20 protein-coding genes and 1 other annotated feature are annotated in these 19,231 nt (G+C 48.2%); all 20 genes read left to right on the top strand.

The features are described 5' to 3' along the window. Positions 1-380 (top strand): hypothetical protein (locus ACESLK_RS07390; RefSeq protein ID WP_373228541.1); only part of this gene is annotated, 380 nt, incomplete at its 5' end. Between the two features lie 100 nt (positions 381-480). After that, on the top strand, positions 481-1,524 hold the full coding sequence (locus ACESLK_RS07385; protein WP_373228539.1) for a peptidoglycan DD-metalloendopeptidase family protein: 1,044 nt from the start codon (positions 481-483) through the stop codon (positions 1,522-1,524). Next, on the top strand, positions 1,517-2,392 hold the full coding sequence (locus tag ACESLK_RS07380) for a M50 family metallopeptidase (RefSeq protein WP_373228537.1): 876 nt from the start codon (positions 1,517-1,519) through the stop codon (positions 2,390-2,392). Before ACESLK_RS07385 ends, ACESLK_RS07380 begins: the two co-directional genes overlap by 8 nt. A 32-nt stretch (positions 2,393-2,424) precedes the next feature. Further along, complete coding sequence (locus ACESLK_RS07375) at positions 2,425-3,663, top strand: Rne/Rng family ribonuclease (RefSeq protein ID WP_373228535.1); 1,239 nt, start codon at positions 2,425-2,427, stop codon at positions 3,661-3,663. Positions 3,664-3,734: 71 nt separating this feature from the next. Continuing rightward, positions 3,735-3,838: a sequence feature (ribosomal protein L21 leader region), on the top strand. 12 nt (positions 3,839-3,850) lie between these two features. Beyond that, the gene (gene rplU / locus ACESLK_RS07370) at positions 3,851-4,162 is read left to right on the top strand and encodes a 50S ribosomal protein L21 (RefSeq protein ID WP_373228533.1); all 312 of its coding nucleotides are present in this window, start codon (positions 3,851-3,853) and stop codon (positions 4,160-4,162) included. Between the two features lie 12 nt (positions 4,163-4,174). Further along, on the top strand, positions 4,175-4,525 hold the full coding sequence (locus ACESLK_RS07365) for a ribosomal-processing cysteine protease Prp (protein WP_373228531.1): 351 nt from the start codon (positions 4,175-4,177) through the stop codon (positions 4,523-4,525). 4 nt (positions 4,526-4,529) lie between these two features. Then, the gene (gene rpmA, locus ACESLK_RS07360) at positions 4,530-4,841 is read left to right on the top strand and encodes a 50S ribosomal protein L27 (protein WP_373228529.1); all 312 of its coding nucleotides are present in this window, start codon (positions 4,530-4,532) and stop codon (positions 4,839-4,841) included. A gap of 188 nt (positions 4,842-5,029) precedes the next feature. Beyond that, entirely contained in the window at positions 5,030-5,785 is a 756-nt protein-coding gene (locus tag ACESLK_RS07355; RefSeq protein ID WP_373228527.1) for a Spo0B domain-containing protein, read from the top strand. 14 nt (positions 5,786-5,799) lie between these two features. Next, positions 5,800-7,137, top strand: coding sequence for a GTPase ObgE (gene obgE, locus ACESLK_RS07350; protein WP_373228525.1), 1,338 nt, complete (start codon positions 5,800-5,802; stop codon positions 7,135-7,137). Between the two features lie 143 nt (positions 7,138-7,280). Then, entirely contained in the window at positions 7,281-7,718 is a 438-nt protein-coding gene (locus ACESLK_RS07345) for an ACT domain-containing protein (protein ID WP_373228524.1), read from the top strand. Positions 7,719-7,763: 45 nt separating this feature from the next. Continuing rightward, positions 7,764-9,050, top strand: coding sequence for a homoserine dehydrogenase (locus ACESLK_RS07340; protein ID WP_373228523.1), 1,287 nt, complete (start codon positions 7,764-7,766; stop codon positions 9,048-9,050). 35 nt (positions 9,051-9,085) lie between these two features. After that, positions 9,086-10,093 carry a homoserine kinase gene (thrB, locus tag ACESLK_RS07335; RefSeq protein WP_373228522.1) on the top strand — a complete coding sequence of 336 codons (1,008 nt, stop codon included), beginning with the start codon at positions 9,086-9,088 and terminating at the stop codon, positions 10,091-10,093. Between the two features lie 5 nt (positions 10,094-10,098). Continuing rightward, positions 10,099-10,965 carry a prephenate dehydratase gene (gene pheA, locus ACESLK_RS07330; RefSeq protein ID WP_373228551.1) on the top strand — a complete coding sequence of 289 codons (867 nt, stop codon included), beginning with the start codon at positions 10,099-10,101 and terminating at the stop codon, positions 10,963-10,965. Between the two features lie 166 nt (positions 10,966-11,131). Further along, positions 11,132-12,637 (top strand): LysM peptidoglycan-binding domain-containing protein, encoded by a 1,506-nt coding sequence (locus ACESLK_RS07325; RefSeq protein ID WP_373228520.1) that lies wholly within the window; start codon positions 11,132-11,134, stop codon positions 12,635-12,637. A 65-nt stretch (positions 12,638-12,702) separates the two neighbouring features. Further along, positions 12,703-13,395 (top strand): BofC C-terminal domain-containing protein, encoded by a 693-nt coding sequence (locus ACESLK_RS07320; protein WP_373228519.1) that lies wholly within the window; start codon positions 12,703-12,705, stop codon positions 13,393-13,395. Positions 13,396-13,715: 320 nt separating this feature from the next. Then, on the top strand, positions 13,716-14,216 hold the full coding sequence (gene ruvC, locus ACESLK_RS07315; RefSeq protein WP_373228518.1) for a crossover junction endodeoxyribonuclease RuvC: 501 nt from the start codon (positions 13,716-13,718) through the stop codon (positions 14,214-14,216). Continuing rightward, positions 14,216-14,833: a Holliday junction branch migration protein RuvA gene (ruvA, locus tag ACESLK_RS07310; protein ID WP_373228516.1), complete on the top strand. Its 618-nt coding sequence runs from the start codon at positions 14,216-14,218 to the stop codon at positions 14,831-14,833. Before ruvC ends, ruvA begins: the two co-directional genes overlap by 1 nt. A 27-nt stretch (positions 14,834-14,860) precedes the next feature. Continuing rightward, on the top strand, positions 14,861-15,868 hold the full coding sequence (gene ruvB / locus ACESLK_RS07305; protein ID WP_373228515.1) for a Holliday junction branch migration DNA helicase RuvB: 1,008 nt from the start codon (positions 14,861-14,863) through the stop codon (positions 15,866-15,868). A 75-nt stretch (positions 15,869-15,943) separates the two neighbouring features. Then, the gene (locus ACESLK_RS07300; protein WP_373228514.1) at positions 15,944-18,073 is read left to right on the top strand and encodes a SpoIID/LytB domain-containing protein; all 2,130 of its coding nucleotides are present in this window, start codon (positions 15,944-15,946) and stop codon (positions 18,071-18,073) included. After that, positions 18,073-19,149, top strand: coding sequence for a tRNA preQ1(34) S-adenosylmethionine ribosyltransferase-isomerase QueA (gene queA / locus ACESLK_RS07295; RefSeq protein WP_373228512.1), 1,077 nt, complete (start codon positions 18,073-18,075; stop codon positions 19,147-19,149). The genes ACESLK_RS07300 and queA overlap by 1 nt, the downstream gene beginning before the upstream one ends. The last annotated feature ends 82 nt before the right edge of the window (positions 19,150-19,231 follow it).

Genomic DNA, 19,231 nt, shown 5'->3' with positions numbered 1-19,231 from the left:
TCGCAAAAAGCGACTATGGAGAGCCAAAGACCAGCAAACCACCGTTCATTGTCGCAAAAAGCGACTATGGAGAGCCAAAGACCAGCAAACCACCGTTCATTGTCGCAAAAAGCGACTATGGAGAGCCAAAGACCAGCAAACCACCGTTCATTGTCGCAAAAAGCGACTATGGAGAGCCGAAGACCAGCAAACCACCGTTCATTGTTGCAGAAAGCGACTATGGAGAGCCGAAGACCAGTAAACCTCCGTTCATTGTCGTAAAAAGCGACTATGGAGAGCCAAAGACCAGCAAACCACCGTTCATTGTCGCAAAAAGTGACTATGGAGAGCCAAAGACCAGTAAACCTCCGTTCATTGTCGCAAAAAGCGACTATCATTAGCTAAAAGCCTGCCCAAATCCTCTGACGCTGCTGCCTTGAGGTCTAATCACTTCATGTCTGCCATAAGTTAATAAGAGAAATGTGGACAGGGGGGGTTGCGATGCAAACACGTGAAAATGTTCGTGAGCGCAGAAGGGAACGGATTCAGCAGATTATGGAGGAACAATCAAGAGAGGATATAGCCAAGTCCCACCATATCTCTGCGGGAGTATCTACAATTGGCAGCACACAGGGATTACCGAATACAGGACGTAGAACAGCGGAAGTCATCAGGTCGGAACCTGACTTTGCTGATGTCATAGAGTTGAAGGAAGTTGAGGGTCAGAAGGCTCAACCCTTCGGAGTCGCCAAGGCGACGCGGCACCAACCTCCATCGTCCCTTGTTTCAATATCCCAGGATCCAGACCCCGAGCTTTGGTGGAAGGAACGTGAGAAGCGTGCGAAGGAAAGCCATGGGAACTGGCAGGGGCTTAAGGGAATACCATCAACCTCCGAAGTCCCGCAAGCTCACACAACACGTATGTTTGATTTCAATAAATTTATGCGTGGGTTTACTTGGCGAATGGTTTGTGCCGCCTTGTTGTTCTCGGCAGTTTGGGGTTGGTTTAGGTTGCAATTGCCAGGCAGCGATGAAGCGCACAAATGGATGGTGTCATCAGTGACCCGCGACATGGACTTTGAAGCTATTGAGGCTTGGTATGGAGAGACCTTTGGCGGTTCGCCCACCTTCTTCCCTTTTAATCAAGACAAGTCAGATACAGAGGCGGTAACCGCTCGAATCACTCCACAAGAAACTAAAGTTCCCGTTGTGGGTAGGGTTATTCAAAGCTTTGCTCAGAGCGGTGCAGGTGTTAAAGTAGCCGCGCAAGGCGGGAGTAACGTTGTCTCCATATTTACAGGGCGTGTACAGCAGGTGACGCAAGATCAGGATGGCGGGATAACGATTTTGGTACAGCATCCCAATCGCATTCTGACGGTTTATGGCAGCTTGGGCAATGCGGTAGTGAAAACGAATGATTGGGTCGAAACAGGACAAATATTAGGGCAGCTCGAAGCATTCGGAGACAGAGAAGGAGTTTTATATTTTGCAGTGCAGGAAAACGGGAAAACACTAGATCCGGCGGAAGTGGTTACCTTTGATTAAATGGCGTGGGATTATCTTCAGGCTGCATCCTTTATTTGTCCTTGTCATGATTGCTTCTATTGCTACAGGCCGATTCGTGGAGATCATTACCTTGTTTGCGATTGTTTTATGGCACGAGCTTGGACATGTTGTAGCTGCGCTTCGCTTCGGCTGGACGGTAAAGGAAGTAAAGCTGCTTCCTTTCGGCGGAGTTGTAGAAGTGGAGGGGGCTGGGGCGCTGCCCGTAAGAGAGGAAATGTGGGTCGCCATAGCTGGACCTGTTCAAAATGCCATTCTTGCAGCGATCGCCTATGGACTAGGACAAATCGGTTGGATTGATACGGGATGGTCGGACGATTTTGTGCGTGCTAACGTGCTTATCGGCCTTTTTAATTTATTGCCGGTTTTGCCTTTAGATGGAGGACGGATGCTTCAAGCTTGGATAAGTCTTCAGCTTCCCTTTCACCGGACATTGATATGGAGCGCCAAAATCAGCCTTGTATTTAGTGTTCTCGTCGTTTTTGTATCCCTCTACCCCCTGTGGAATGGCGGGTTGCTGCATCTTAATTTATTAGCTGTCGGAATCTTTTTGACCGCCTCGAACTGGACGTATCTCCGAAACGTGCCCTTTCTTTTTTTACGCTTCTTAGTTCACCGCAGTGAAAGATCAGAGCATCGTATGCACGATGGCACACTGTCGCGCCCCATCGTGATAGCGGAAAACCAAGCGCTTTCTCAGATCATTAGGCTCTTCATGAAAGAGCAGTATCATCTAATCTATGTAATGAAACGGGGGAAAATCTCGAAGGTTGTACCTGAGAAAGCAATTATTGATGGATTTCTGAGCCGATTAACGTCGGGGAATGCGGATTTGCGGTTTTTCATGTAAAATGGAGGAAACGCATTCTGCGGGAGGTTTACATGAAGCAACTGTTTATCCATTGCGCGCCCAATGTAACCCAATCAGCACTGCTTGAAGACGGAAGGCTGACAGAGTTCAGCGTTGAGCAGGTGGAAGGAACGTCGCTGATCGGCAACCTTTACAAGGGCCGTGTCGTGAATGTGTTGCCTGGCATGCAGGCGGCATTCGTAGATATTGGCTTGCCTAAGAATGCTTTTCTATATGTGGATGATGTCCTTCACCCGCATCTGGACAAGCAGCCTAAGGAAAAGCCCCCCATTGCCGAGTTATTGAAGCCGGGAGATGAACTGCTTGTACAGATAATGAAGGAGCCGCTTGGGGGCAAGGGAGCTAGGGTAACCACTCACTTCTCCATTCCAGGCAGATGGCTTGTCTATATGCCGAATGCGGATTATATCGGAATATCCAAGAAGATTGAGCTGGATACAGAGCGCATTCGATTGAAAATGTTAGCTGAGGATATTCGGTTAGAAGACGAAGGAGTCATCATGCGAACGAATGCGGAAGGCGAAAGCATGGAAGCATTAGAGGAAGACTTGTCCGCACTGCGCACATTATGGCATAACGTTCTTGAGCGCAGCGCTGGGACGATCGCCCCGAAGGAGCTGCATCGTGATTTCCGTCTTGTTTATCGAATAATCCGGGATGTAGTTTCTCCGGATACAGAGCAGCTTATTATCGATGAGGATAACTGCCTGCTGGAAGTAAAGGCGTATTTGCGGCAAACCTCCCCTTTTCTGGAGGAGAAAGCTTCTTTGTATCGCGATAATCAGCCTATGTTCGATAAGTTCGGTATTAAAGAGCAGCTAGACAGAGCGTTCCAATCGCGCATTAGACTGGAAAGCGGCGGGGATCTAGTCTGGGATCAGACGGAAGCCTTAACGGTCATTGATGTTAATACGGGCAAGTTTATAGGGACGACTGACTTAGAGGAGACAGTGTTTCTTACGAACTTGGAGGCTGCAGAGGAAATCGCCCGATTGCTTCGGCTCAGGGATGTTGGTGGAATCATCATTGTAGACTTCATTGATATGGAGACTGAAGAGCATCGTCAGCAAGTTGTGCAAAAGCTTGAAGCAACGGTGAGGAAGGACCGAACGAAATGCCAGGTGATTGGCTGGACACGTCTTGGTCTGCTTGAAATTACTCGCAAGAAGGCCCGTCAGAGCGTCTCTAGTTATTTTCTGGAAGCATGTCCAACGTGCAAAGGGCAAGGTAAAATATCGTTGAAATATTAATATAAAAAATATTCATTGTAACAAGCGGTGTTTTATGCTAAAATCTTTAAGTGCGTGCAATCTGAAGATTTTGCAGGCTACAACCGCACTCCACCGGGTCGATAAGATCGGCGCTGTCCTAGCTGCTTTAGAGTTACGACAACCGACACCCTATGAGGCGAGTCTTAGACATGAGGAGGTGCACCAGATGTACGCGATTATTGAAACTGGCGGTAAACAGTACAAAGTTCAAGCAGGAGATGTTCTTTTCATTGAGAAGCTTTCTGCTAACGAAGGCGACAGCATCACGTTTGATCGTGTGTTGGCCGTATCCAGCAAAGACGGTTTGACTACAGGATCCCCGATGGTGTCCGGCGCGTCCGTAACGGGCAAAGTCGAGAAACACGTCAAAGGCGAGAAAATTATCGTCTTCAAGTACAAAGCAAAGAAAAACTACAAACGCAAACAAGGCCATCGTCAACCGTACACGAAAGTGACAATCGAGAGCATTAAGGCTTAAGAGGTAGCCGAGATGATCAAGATTACGATCGTGCGCGACGTTGAGAAGGTTATTATACGGTATAGCGTCTTGGGACATGCTTATTATAATGATCCTGGCATGGACATTGTCTGTGCGGGCGTTTCGGCGGTAACCCAAGGAACGGTAAACGCGATTGAAAGGCTGACGGGATTAGTTCCGGTTGCTGAAGTTGAAGAGAAATCCGGGCTGCTAAGAGTAGAAACTCCAAGTAGCGAGGATACAGTGCGAAATGCTCAGGTCCAGCTTCTGCTGGAAGGGATGGTCGTTTCTCTCGACTCAATTGTGGAATCTTACGGTAAGTTCGTGAAAATAAAGGAAACCTTTGTGGAAAAAGGAGGTTGAAACCATGTTGAAGCTGAATCTCCAGTTATTCGCCTCGAAAAAAGGGGTTGGATCGACAAGGAACGGACGTGATAGCCACTCTCAGCGCCTTGGCGCTAAGAGAGCGGACGGTCAAGTTGTTACTGCTGGCAGCATCTTGTTCCGCCAACGCGGTACTAAGATCCATCCGGGCACGAATGTAGGCATCGGCAAAGATGATACGCTATTTGCACTAGTGCAAGGCGTAGTCAAATTTGAACGTTGGGGACGCGATCGCAAGAAAGTAAGCGTCTATCCCGTTGAGCAAGCGCCAGTAGCGGCTGCACTCGAAGTTTAATACGGCATCTAGAACCCCGGTCAATGGAAGTTGGCCGGGGTTTTTGCATGACTACGAAAAGAACCATTTTATAGAAAGTACATATGGGGTTATGCGTGGTTATGAGAACCCCTCCATGTTATACTATGTAATGGATGAAGTTACCTAGCTTTGGAAGGATAGGAAGAACGAAACGGGGAAGTCACATGATGTTAAGAGGATTGACACTGTGGGGACTTGCAGCGTTGGTATCGCTCGCCATTCCTACTATGGGTGTGTTTGTCTGGCACCGATCCTGGTGGCCGCTTATCCTATTCGTCACATGGACGTTTGCGGTAGGAATAGCTTTGTTAACTATGGAGAAACGTAAACATCGGGAGCATTGCGATCGTTTGGTGAGTCATGCGCAATTGTCCTCTATTCGTACCCTTAGCCATCATCGACATGATTGGATGAACGAGCTGCAAATATTGTATGGTTATCTAAGGCTTCATAAACTCGATAAAGCAGTCGATGTTGTGGACAGAATAAGAGTACGGATGGATCATGATAGTAAACTATCGCAGATTGGAATACCTGAGCTTACTACTTTCTTGATGTCGTTCCGCACGGTTTGCGACACGATGCGCTTAGAAGTGGAAGTACAGGATGGCTTGCAATTGGATCGTCTGCCTTACCCGGCAGAAAAGCTTTCAAAAATTGTAATTGGATTGGTGAATATAATTCGTTACCGTGCAGCGAATCCTATGGGTGGCGAAAATGTCCTCAAGCTATTCATGCATCAATCTGATGCTGGACTGAAGCTTACGATGATTTATGAAGGTGAGCTTGCAGCAGCAGATAGCGTAAGGTCGGAATTAGAGCAATGTGTGCAGGATTTAGGGCAATTGGATACGGGAGACGAGCAGGCAGAGAAAACACAGAATACACGGACGATGGTTGTCCATTTTCCTCTGCCGGCATAACGGAGTGAACTTACATGTTTGTGGATAAAGCGAAGATTTATGTTAAAGGCGGAGACGGTGGAGATGGACTCGTTTCCTTCCGTAGGGAATTATATGTTCCAGAAGGCGGACCGGCGGGCGGCGACGGAGGGAATGGCGGCAACCTTATTTTTCGAGTGGATGAAGGCTTGCGGACGTTGATGGACTTCCGTTACCAGAAGCACTTCAAAGCTGCAAAAGGTGAGAAAGGCCGTAACAAATCCCAGCATGGAGCCAATGCGGATCATATGATCGTTCGGGTACCGCCGGGAACAACTGTCATCGATGACGATACAGGTGAAACGATTGCGGATTTGACCCGTCACGATCAGCAAGTGGTCATAGCCAAAGGGGGCCGCGGAGGCAGGGGAAATACGCGCTTCAAGAGTGCAGTTAACACAGCTCCCGCTATTGCTGAGAATGGTGAAGAAGGACAGGAGCGTTGGGTAACGCTCGAGCTTAAGGTTATGGCTGATGTGGGCTTGGTCGGTTTTCCGAGCGTTGGCAAATCAACCCTACTCTCCGTTGTATCGGGAGCACAGCCTAAGATCGGAGCTTATCACTTCACTACAATAACCCCTAATTTAGGTGTGGTTGATCTAGGAGATGAGCGCAGCTTCGTTATGGCCGATTTACCTGGGCTCATTGAAGGAGCGCATACGGGAGTTGGACTCGGACATGAATTCCTGCGGCATGTGGAACGCACCCGTATAATCGTTCATGTCGTGGATATGTCCGGAATAGAAGGCCGTGATCCTTTCGAGGATTGGGTCAAAATCAACGAAGAGCTAAAACTCTACAATGCCAAGCTGGCGGATCGTCCGCAGATTGTCGCTGCGAATAAGATGGACATGCCGGATTCGGAAGAGAACCTTACTGCATTTAGCGAGCAGGTGAGCAAGGTGAATCCGGAAATCGCGATTATGCCGATCTCCTCCTTGACTAAGAAGGGCATTCAAGAGCTTCTATACCGGGTATATGATCTGCTCGAGTCGTTGCCGGATCCTCTGGAGGTAGAAGAGAGCAAGGAATTGGCAGATGCCGAAGAAGGTGTCGTCTATCGTTATGAATCCACGGGTAATACAGAGTTCAAAATAACAAAGGATAATGAAATCTTTGTTGTGGAGAGTGAAGATATCGAGCGGTTGATGAGACGGACCCAATTCAATTCTTATGAGGCTGTTGTTCGCTTCGGGAGAATCTTGCGGGGAGTCGGTATTGATGCTGAACTGCGTAAGCGAGGAGCCAAGGACGGAAGCATTATCCGCATCGGAAAGTTCGAGTTTGAATTCTTTGAGGGCGGCGCTGATGATTACAACTATAAAGGTGAATAATCTTATTCGAATCAACCGGTATCTGTACAAGGTGCCGGTTTTTTCTTTTCGCGAAAAGGGGAACATACCTATTGCTGCTAGCTTCAAGATTCGATATAATGTCCACTATACACATACACTCGTTTTTCCTAGGAGGACGCGAGATGGCGGAACGCTATTATGTCGTCCGAGAGGACTTGCTGCCGGAAGGCATTCTTAAGACGGAGCAAGCCAAAGAGCTTCTGCGCAGGGGCGAAGCGGCAACCATTTATGAAGCTGCAGAACGCGTAGGCTTAAGCCGCAGTGCATTTTATAAGTATAAAGATGGTGTCTATCCGCTTGAGCAAGCATCCCGCGACAGAATCGCAACTTTATCTATGGATCTAGTGCATCGCTCAGGAGTGCTGTCCAAGGTTCTCAGCATGCTTGCGGCTAGTGAGGGGAATGTATTGACTATATCTCAGTCGATACCGCTTCAAGGCATGGCGAATGTCGTCATTTCAATAGATACATCACTTGTTAACGGTGCCCTGCCGGAGCTTTTAGAGAAGCTTCGTTCTTTGGATGGCGTCAAACGAGTAACGATTGCAGGACGAAGTTAGTTGCAAATGTAAGAATAGGTTGACAATGGAAGCGGAGGAACTATGATGAAGCCAGTCAGAGTAGGATTGTTAGGATTAGGAACTGTCGGTACAGGTGTTGTCCGAATCGTTGAAGGACATCAGGAGGATTTGCTTAATCAAGTTGGGTCTCCGGTATCGATTGCTCAGATATTAGTTAAGGATCGTTCAAAAGGAAGAAACATAGCAATCGATTCATCCAAGCTCACAGAGGACCCTTGGGAGATCGTTCGCAACCCTGACATCGATGTAATCGTAGAGGTTATGGGGGGAATCGGTTTAACGAAGGAATATATTCTGGAGGCGCTGGATCAGGGCAAACATGTCGTAACAGCCAATAAAGATCTAATGGCGCTGCATGGTCCTGAGATATTGGCAAAAGCACGCGATAAAGGCTGCGATGTGTTATATGAAGCGAGTGTAGCCGGTGGAATTCCGATTATTCGCACACTAATCGAAGGGTTCTCATCCGACAGAATCACGAAAATCATGGGGATCGTCAACGGGACGACCAACTATATATTAACAAAAATGAGCCAAGAGGGCGCAGCATATGAAGACGTTCTAAAGGAAGCGCAAGATCTAGGTTATGCGGAGGCGGATCCTACCTCTGATGTTGAGGGCTTGGATGCAGCCCGCAAGATGACGATTTTGTCGACATTGGGCTTCCGGTCTAATGTTGCCTTGGAGAACGTCAGCACACAAGGGATCAGCGGCGTCTCTCAAGAGGACATTCAGTATGCCAAACGGCTTGGTTATGAAGTGAAGCTGCTAGGAATTGCAGAACGCCAAGATGACACAATCAGCGTGAGCGTTCAACCGACTTTAATCAAGCATACTCATCCGATCGCATCCGTAAATGGCGTATTCAATGCTGTATATGTTCATGGGGAAGCTGTAGGGGAAACGATGTTCTACGGACCAGGCGCAGGAGAAATGCCAACTGCGACGTCTGTCGTGGCCGACTTGGTTGCTGTGGTCAAGAATATGAAGCTAGGCGTAAATGGCCGCCAAGCACAGCTATCCTATAATGTCTTAAAGCTAAAAACCGACGAACAGATAGCCTCGAAATTTTTTCTTCTTCTACATGTTGAGGATCGTGCAGGCGTATTGGCTCAAATTGCTCAAGTATTCTCTAATTGTGATGTCAGTATCGAATCTGTCATGCAGCCGTCATTGCCGAATACTGCAGGCGCAGAGATTATCATTATTACCCATGATGCCAGCAAGGCGGCTATGAATAATGTATTGAAATCTTTCGAAGGTTTAAAAGCCGTTCGCAAAATAAAAAGCATCTATCGTGTAGAAGGCTAAAAAGGCGGTAGGAAATGGTGCAGGAGCTAAGTACTATGGAGCAAGAGGTTAAAGTTATTAAAGGACGAGTTGTCGTTAAAATTCCTGCCAGTACAGCGAACCTGGGGCCTGGCTTTGATTGTCTGGGCATGGCACTATCTTTGTATGCATGGGTAAGCATGTCTGCTTCAGAAGAGACGAGGATAACTTTAGTTGGCGATAATCTGAATGGTGTACCGCTGGATAAATCCAATCTCGTCTATGAAGTCGCTCAAGCCGTATTTCATAAAGCCGGGATCGAGCAGACTGAGCTTGATATTTCTATTCGCAGCGATATTCCATTAACTAGAGGATTAGGAAGCAGCGCTGCTGCAATAGTCGGGGCTTTAGTGGCTGCAAATACACTTATTGGGAACAAGCTGACTGAGGATGAGCTATTTCAAATGGCAACCGAGTTAGAGAAACACCCGGACAACGTGGGTGCATCCCTTTTCGGCGGTATAATTGTTGCAGCTTGGGATGGTGCAAGAGCAGAGTATGTTCGAATGGATCCACCTGCAGGTATGGACATATTAGTAGCGATACCTGAATTCGAGCTATCAACGAAGAAAGCTCGTAATGTCCTTCCAGAGCATATCTCGTTATCCGATGCGGTCTTTAATGTAAGCCATAGCTCGCTTCTGACCGCGGCGTTGGCAACAGGTCAATTGGATTTGCTTCGGCACGCGATGAGAGACCGTTTGCATCAGCCCTATAGAGCCGCACTTATTCCAGGGATGAACACCATACTAGAGGAAGCAACGGATCACGGTGCCTTGGGCGCAGTGCTTTCAGGTGCAGGCCCTACTTTACTGCTGCTGGCGGAAACCGAGACTTCTTGTAAAGGGAAGCTGGCAGCGTTTGTTACGGAGGTTATGGCAAAGGAAGGAATAACAGTCACGACCCGTTGGTTAATGCCTTGTCTGCATGGCCCCCAAGTGATATTTATGAATCAGGATCATCCTGATTACAAGCTTGAGCTTCACCAAATATTGCCGGCATCTGAAGCGGGGGTAGTCGAATGAGTAGAATTAAATCCGTAGCGTTACTGCCCAAAGGCACAGTGTCTGACGAAGCAGTAAGATATATGTTCCGTGATGAGGATGTAGAATATGTCTATTGTAAAATGATTGCGGATGTCTTCCAATCGACAGCTAACGGTCATACGGATTGGAGCGTTATTCCGATCGAGAACACGATTGACGGGTCCGTGAGCCTACATATCGATTGGCTTGTTCATGAAGTCGATTTGCCGATCCGTGCAGAGTGGGTATATCCTTCTATTCAGAATTTGATCGGCTCCGCTGAGGAGTTATCTGGGGGAAACGGTCAGTGGGATCCCAGTAAAATCACAAAGGTTATGAGCCATCCCGTCGCGATGGCACAATGCTTACAGTTCATTCGTTCCAAACTGCCTCATGCGGAGCTGGAGACGCTCAGCAGTACAGCTGAAGGGGTAAGAATGGTGAAGAACAATCCAGGCAAGGGCTGGGCGGCGCTAGGGACGGAATTAGCCGCGTCTGACTTAGGGCTGGATGTCTTAGAGACTTCTGTTACTGACCATGATAACAACTTCACTCGGTTCTTATTAGTTGGTAAAACACCCTATGAAAAAGCCGAAACTCCTCTGCGGAAGACGAGCATTCTGATCACGCTGCCTGAGGATTATCCAGGTGCATTACATCAAGTATTATCCGCATTTGCTTGGAGACGTATTAATTTATCGAAGATTGAATCACGGCCAACGAAGAAGAAGCTGGGAAGCTCTTATTTCTATATCGATATTGAACTTCCTTTGGATAACATTCTCGTTCCCGGCGCAATCGCCGAAATTGAAGCCATTGGCTGCCAAGTACGTATTTTGGGTTCGTACCCTAGCTTGCCTTTCGAAGGATAAGAGTGAAAATACTGGTTTTATCATTTCAAGTGATCCGATACGCCAAATGGCTGTCGGATTTTTATTATAAAGGATGTCAAATGCCCATTACCTGCATAGGATGTAAGGATTGCGCGAGGGCATCCGCCCGGTCGTGAACGATGTCAATCCATCAGGAGGGAACGGCGTGAAAATCCATATGGTTAAACAAGGGGATACGTTGTACTTGATAGCTAAGAAATACAACGTAGCTCTAGAAGAAATGATCAAGATGAATCCCGAGATCAGCAATCCAGATGAGATTGCTGTAGGGATGAAGGTGAAGATACCGTCTCAGCCTAAATCTGCTTTAGAGGTATTCCATCAACATATTGTTCAGCAGGGCGACAGTCTTTGGAAGCTGTCCAAGTCATGGGGAGTCCAGCTTGCCGACATGATAAAGGCCAATCCGCAGCTGAAAAATCCGAATGCCTTATTAACCGGAGAAGTGGTTAACATTCCAAAAACACCGCAAGGAGCAGCGTCGCAGCAAGCTTCGATGCATAGCAACCTCATACCCGGTAAGGGCAATACTGGCTTGAAGCCAGGAACGGGAATGAAGCCCGACACTGCTATTAAACCAGATACGAGTATTCAACCTATACCCCTTCAATCTCTTCCGACGCCGCCGCCAGTCACGATCACGCCAGTTCTACCGCCCCAAAAGCCACTTTCACCGCTTATGCCATTAGTCGAAACGAAACCGACCTATGGCTTCGAGATGCATGAGAATACGAACTTGTTTATGCAGTACCCGGTTCCAGCGGTTCAAGCAACTGCACAGGCAGGATTTCCCTATTATCCGGATTCGGTGCCTAAGGGCTACGGAATGCAACAGCCTATGGTAAGTCCAGAATCTGTTAGCGGTCACGGTTATGGGTATCAACAAGACTTTTCTCCTTTAGAAGGCAAGATCGCAGGAACAGTTGGCGGAGTGTATGATCATAATGATTATATTGGATATGGAGCGTATAACCAGCTGCCGTATAACCAGCCCCCGTATAACCAGCTTCCGTATAACCAGCAGCCGTATAACCAGCCTCCGTATAACCAGCTGCCGTATAACCAATCAGCGGTGCAAGGATTGACCTCGCCTGTATCTAAGGCTGCAGGCTGTAAATCCTGTGGCGGAGCTTCAGTATTGCCAGCTCATATGGGTGCGAACGCAGGTGCGGTACCCTATGCGGATCTATATCCTGGCATGGAATATCCTGGTGGAAACTCCCCCTATGCAGCATCGCCCTTCGGAGCGTCTCCTACGTATGGGAAAATGGAGAATTTACAGCACTCGGTTAGCCCTTTCGCGAATTACCCTGGTATGCATTATGGAAGTTATCCGAACATCCAAGCCCCTGGAGCATCAATGGGTGACTTAACTTCACCTGCTGCCGGATATGTTCCGCAGGTCGAGCCTTACTATGGAGGATTTCCCCCGATTCCAACATTGCCGCCATTGCCGCCAATGCCGCCAATGCCTCCAATGGGTCCCTTGGTTGACCATTACGATGATCGGTCTTCCAGCAACGAAGAAGACGTAACGGTTGCAGCAGCACCAGCGGTTAAGAAGCGTATAGCCAAACCAAGACCGAAGCAAATCGCGGTAAAGCAGTCCAGACCTGAACGCAAGGAAAATCTCCCTTGGATTAAGTGGTAATAATAAGCGCATAACACCGGAATTCCCTGGTAACAATAAAGAAAAAAGCAGAGAAGGGGATTCCGGTGCCTCGTTTTCATATCCTTAAAGAGCTAAAGAAAGCTTTAAAGAGAAAACGCCGTCATGTTTGGTCGCTTGGAGCGGGCGTCTTTCTATTCCTGTTGGCAACGCTTGTGGGTTCTTGGTTCGCTCATCGGCTGATAATACAAGGAGAAAGTGAGCGACAAGCGTTCCCTGCTGACGCTTCTATCTCGGTATGGATGGACAACCCTGCGACGCAAGAGGGATCCGGATTATCCATACGGGATCAAATCATTCTTATGCTTCAGAAAATGGAAGGGCCAGTCGAGCTGGTCTTACATCGCACCTACCTGTGCGGGGAAGAATCACGTCAAATTGGAAGCCACCCAACCTCAGTAGCGATCGAGCTGCTGAAGTCGCATCGGGATTGGGGAGCGGAGTTCGATTCAACCGGGGCGTTAATTATGGAGGAGACGGTTGATGATCTTTCCCCCCAATGTCGGAAAACAGCTTACATCGCAATGGATAAGGATGGGAATTTGTCTTTGTTTGACGGTCTTCCTCGGCGGGAGAAAGTCATTCGCACCTTCTTTCAGTTAGATGTCGATATGCTCGAAACTCGGATGTCGGAGGATCGTATGCTTGAGCTATCGAATGGCATACGCATTACGGATAGGGATGAGTATAATAGTGTTTTATCAACCTTCAACGAGTTTGCTAAGTTAAAATCGGAATGAAGACATGAGCTAATCTTAATTGTTTTCTCGAACGAGGCGTTTCCCTGGGGAGCGCTTTTTTTTTTTTTTTTGTATCGGAAAAGTGGGCCGTTCTTCTTGATTTGATGGAATTCCAGCGTTCAATACTGTTAATCAACGTGTGTCCTTCGCACTATTTTGTAATGCGCAGTACTCGCCGAAAGTCTTGCTGCTCTAGTAACTTCAACGATGATGAGAGACTTAGGTATGCATTTCTGTTCTCCTTCTGTTCTCATGGGGGTTAACATTTGATATAATTGAATGAAGTATGCAGTGCGAATGGAGAGCGGGGTAACGGATTCATGAGAGTATTGGGAATCGACCCTGGAATAGCCATCATGGGATTCGGGTTTATAGACAAGGTAGGCCATAAGCTGACTCCCGTTCAATATGGATGTATCGAGACGGCAGCCGGGACACCCCAGGAGCTGCGATTGAAACAAATCTACGAAGCAGTTTGTAGTTTATTAGATCAATATAAGCCGGATACAGTAGCAGTAGAGAAGCTGTTCTTCAACAAGAATGTGACGAACGCTTTCAGTGTTGGGCAAGCTCGCGGGGTTTTCATGTTAGCTGCTGCCCAGCGAGGCTTGCCGATTGGGGAATATACTCCGATGCAGGTTAAGCAGGCGGTCGTTGGATATGGGGCAGCCGAGAAACGACAGGTACAGGAAATGGTCAAAATGCTGCTAAAATTATCTGCCATACCGAAGCCAGATGATGTGGCCGATGCGCTTGCAGTTTCGATCTGCCACGCCCACTCCATCGTCATGAACGACAGAATGAATGGAGTGACAACCTAATGATTGACTATTTGCGAGGAATTGTAGCTCACTTAGAAAGCGAATATGTTGTACTTGATGTCCGTGATGTCGGTTACCGCGTGTTTACACCAAATCCATATGGCTTAGCCCGCAATGAGGAGCCTGTGCAATTGTACATCCATCATCATGTACGTGAGGATGCTATTCAACTGTTCGGATTCACCACGAGGGATGAGCAAGCGTTGTTTCGTAAGCTGCTTGAGGTTTCCGGGATAGGGCCGAAGGTAGCGCTCGCCGTTCTTGCAGGCGGAAGACCCGAAGCGGTTGTTGCAGCCATCCAGCAAGAGAACGTGACATTCCTCATGAAGCTGCCGGGAATCGGCAAGAAAACGGCGCAACGAATGATACTTGATTTGAAGGACAAGCTTTCAGTAACGGATAGTCGCTGGGCTGGCGCTTCGATGATAGAGCAGGATATTCCAGTTGCTGCAGAAAGCGGTTCAATATGGGCAACGGCACGTGAAGCGCTTGTGGGCCTTGGGTATCGGGATGCGGAATTGGATAAGGCATGGCATGTGTTAAAGGATAAAGTCACCGGCGAGGAATCCCCGGATATACTCATTAAGAAAGCACTTCAGCAATTATTCCAAGGATGATAAGCTGCGGGAGAGGAGGCCGGAACAATGGAAGACCGAATCGTTACCGCGAATTTAATGATGGAAGACCAAGCGGTGGAATATAGCCTGCGTCCCCGTTATTTGGCGGAATATATCGGCCAAGCTCAGGTTAAGGACAATTTGAAGATTTACATAGAAGCTGCTAAGATGCGGAATGAGCCTTTGGATCACGTACTTCTGTATGGTCCGCCGGGTCTAGGGAAAACGACATTATCGAATATTATCGCCAATGAGCTTGGCGTTAATATCCGCACGACGAGCGGACCCGCAATTGAGCGGCCTGGAGACCTGGCCGCGATACTATCGAATCTGCAGGAGAATGACGTTCTCTTCATCGACGAGATTCATCGGCTTCACCGAACGGTCGAGGAAGTGTTATATCCGGCGATGGAGGATTTTGCGTTGGACTTCATCATTGGTAAAGGACCGAGCGCGCGCTCCGTTCGTCTGGATCTGCCGAAGTTCACCTTAATCGGGGCAACGACACGAGCCGGATTATTGTCCGCGCCTTTACGTGATCGTTTCGGAGTTGTAAGTCGGTTAGAGTTTTACACGGAAGATGAGCTGTCGTATATCGTAACACGCACCTCGGAAATATTCGGCGTGGCTATGGTAGGGGAAGCCTCGCGGGAAATCGCCAGACGGGCACGAGGAACGCCGAGAATTGCCAATCGCCTTCTGAAACGAGTGCGTGATCACGCCCAAGTCAGAGGTGACGGAATTATTACGGATGAGGTCGCTATGGATGCTCTGGAGAGAATTCAGGTGGATCCAATGGGCTTGGACAACGTCGATCACAAGATGCTTCGTTCGATGATCCAGAATTACAGCGGCCGACCGGTAGGTTTAGATACGATCGCAGCTTCCATCGGTGAAGAAAGCCAAACGATTGAAGATGTTTATGAGCCCTATCTCATGCAAATCGGATTTCTGCAGCGTACACCGCGTGGTCGAATTGTTACAGCAGCCGCTTACCGCCATTTGGGATTACCTGTACCGAACTTTAATGGATGAGTGCTCATGAAATCGGAATCTAATTATAAAGTAGTATAGGTTGTTCAGACCTACATCTAGACGGAGGCGAAATGGATGACCCCAGAGGTTAAGCGCTCTTTTTCTCGCTTGTTACTGCTTGTACTATTGGTGACTGCAGTCGTGTCAGGCTCGACTCGCATGACGGTTCATGCAGCTGTAGATGTACCGAATACTATCCGTGTCGCCTTATTCATTAATCTTGGATCTGGTAAATACCAATCTTTGACCCCAACAGCGACGTTAACCTCTTCTGGAGGAATGAATCTCATCTGGCGTGATCCTTCATTTAGTCTTACCGCGGGCTCCATTCCTGCAGGACAAGCTGTACGATTTGCGGTGGATGGCTATCGTGCTCTTGTTCTGGAGACGACGGATTTGAATGCGGCAATTGTCGTTCTTAAGAAATTACAAGCATCAACTAATTCCGCTTTCGTAACAAGACTATCGAAATCCGGCAGAACAGTATATCAGGTCACGGAAGGAATCTATTCCAGCGCAGGAGGAGCAGCTTCCGCAGTAGCGAAATGGACGAATGCAGGAGTAGCCTCCGGTATACAGTCCTCAATTAGCGCACGTGCTGTAGGGCCTTGGGCAGTTGAGGCAGGTCCATATGTGAGCAATGCGGAAGCGACAGGTGCTGCGGAGATGCTTGGGAGTACTGGGTTGGAAGCTTATGTTGCATTTAAGCCGCAAGACGGTGGATTAAGCTACGTCGTTCGTGTTGGACAAGAGATCGATTCCTCCTCTCTGGGTGGAATACAGCAAGCCGTTTCGGCAGCTGGCGGTTTGAATGCACGTATTCCCGCAGCCGGTGAGCCCTATGCGATCGTACGTGATGACATGACATTTTACGGAAGTGGCAATAAGCCCATTTCAATGTATGCGATTCCGGCGGGCTCGGGTACTGTTCTTCGGGCCGATCCACAGGACGCTAGTGGCATTCAAGTCATTGAAAGAGGCAAGAGAACTTATCGGGGAAGCATGGAAATAAGCACATTGAATCAGTCATTGGCTGTCATTAATGATGTTGACTTCGAACAGTACTTATACTCCGTAGTCGGCGCAGAGGTTGGCTCAAGCTGGCCGATTGAGGCACAGAAAGCACAAGCGGTAGCTGCGCGTTCTTATGCCTTGGCTTCAGGACTCGGATACCAGATTGCTCATGTCGTGGATACGACGAATAGCCAAGCCTATTATGGTATGGGTTATGAGAATGCTAACTCTACAAGCGGCGTAAACCAGACAGTTGGACAAGTGTTAACCTCTGGGGGTAAAGTCATAAGTGCGGTGTTCTCTTCTAACGCAGGCGGTATAACTGCAGATAACAAACTCGAGATTTGGGGAGGAGACAATTCCTTTCTCCCTTCAAGCGTTTCAAGTCCGGATACAGGTCCGTTAGAAGGGAAATTAAAATGGGTTTACGTATCAATCCCATCGGGCCAAGCCGGTTATATCCGATCCGATTTATTAGCAGATAGCGGTCAACACCATTCGACCGGAGCTAAACTGCTGCGAGTGACCTCTGAGGGGACATCGGTACGTTCTAGGCCGCAGATAGTCTCAACCGTAGAACCAATCGCCAAGCTTAGCAATGGGACCCTTGTCGTACAACTCGACAAAGTAGAGCAATATACTGAGTATAGCTGGGTTGAAGCGCCAATGACACCTGAACAGTTACTGGCATCCATCAATAAAAGAGCAAAGACACCGATTTCAGGACCTTTGAAAACTTTGGAAGTAACAAAACGCGGTCCGTCTGGCCGTGTCATAGAGGTTAAGGCGAACGGAGTTATCGTTAATGTGGGAGCTTCCGATAATTTGCGGGGAGCTTTGAACGGCCTGCGGAGCACGTTGTTCTCCATTGAGGAAACTGGACGTTATACAGCGCTGAATGGCGATGGCGAGAAACGCGATGTTCCAGAGCAGAGCGGTGGGCTGCAAGTTATCGGAGGCGATGGCGTTACACGTTCGCTGACGGACGAAAATATATATGTATTAGATGGCAAAGGCAATTTGCGCGCCGGCACGGCTTCGCCTGCGTTTGTCTTTTCTGGCAAAGGTTACGGACATGGCCTTGGCATGTCGCAATGGGGTGCCAGAGGTTTAGCAGAGCAAGGGTATGACTACCAATCTATCCTGAGATACTATTATCAGAATGTGACGATCGAAGAGGATGCTCAATAATGAATGTTAGCGATTATGATTTTGAATTACCGGAATCCCTTATAGCACAAACACCTTTGTTAGAGCGGAGCTCATCTCGTCTTCTCGTTCTTGATAAAAACACGGGTGAAATCAAGCACCGCAGCTTCACTGATTTAGCTGAATATTTACAGCCGGGTGACACGTTAGTGCTTAACGACACGAGAGTACTCCCGGCACGATTATTCGGGATCAAAGCCGATTCGGGTGCGAAGGTGGAACTATTGCTCCTCAAGCGATTAGAAGGCGATCGATGGGAAACCTTAGTTCGTCCAGGGAAAAGGATTCACAAGGGTGCTAAGCTTAACTTCGGAATACCGGAAAAGACCGAAAAAGACGCAGGGGAGCCATCAAACGCTGCTCCTCTGCTTACGGCTATCGTGGAGGAAGAAGGGGAGATGGGAGCGAGAATTATTCGCTTCGAGTACAAAGGCATATTCAATGAGCTGTTGGACCAACTCGGCCAAATGCCTCTTCCTCCCTACATTAAGGAAAGACTATCCGACCGTGAGCGCTACCAAACCGTGTATTCCAAAAATGAAGGCTCAGCCGCTGCTCCAACGGCAGGATTACACTTCACTGATTCCTTCCTGGAGCAGCTCCAAGCAAACGGAGTAAAGCTATGTCCACTCACTTTGCACGTAGGCTTGGGGACTTTCCGTCCTGTATCCGCAGAAACGATAGAAGAGCATGACATGCATGCGGAATGGTATTCTATAAGCGAAGAGAGCGCGAAGCTGCTGAATGCTGCCAAGGCTAGCGGCGGCAGAATCATCGCTGTAGGAACAACCTCATCACGCACGCTCGAGACAATCGGTCAACGGTTCAAGAATGAACCCGTACAAGCTTGCAATGGCTGGACCGACATTTTCATTTATCCAGGATACACTTTCACGATGGTCAATGCCTTGCTTACGAACTTTCATCTACCGCGTTCAACGCTAGTTATGCTTGTCAGTGCACTAGCTGGACGCGACAATGTCCTTCAAGCCTACCGTGAAGCCATCAACGAACAATACCGCTTCTTCAGCTTCGGCGACGCCATGTTCATCACCTAACCCCCTCCCTCTCCTCTCCTCCCTCCATGCCATAAGGTTTTCCTCACTTTGTTCTAAGGTTTACTCGAGGGAAGCGCAGAGG

The sequence above is a fragment of the Cohnella sp. genome (assembly GCF_041640265.1).
GTDB lineage: Bacteria > Bacillota > Bacilli > Paenibacillales > Paenibacillaceae > Cohnella.
Note: the sequence above shows the minus strand (reverse complement) of the source record. Positions and strands in the feature narration are given on the sequence as shown.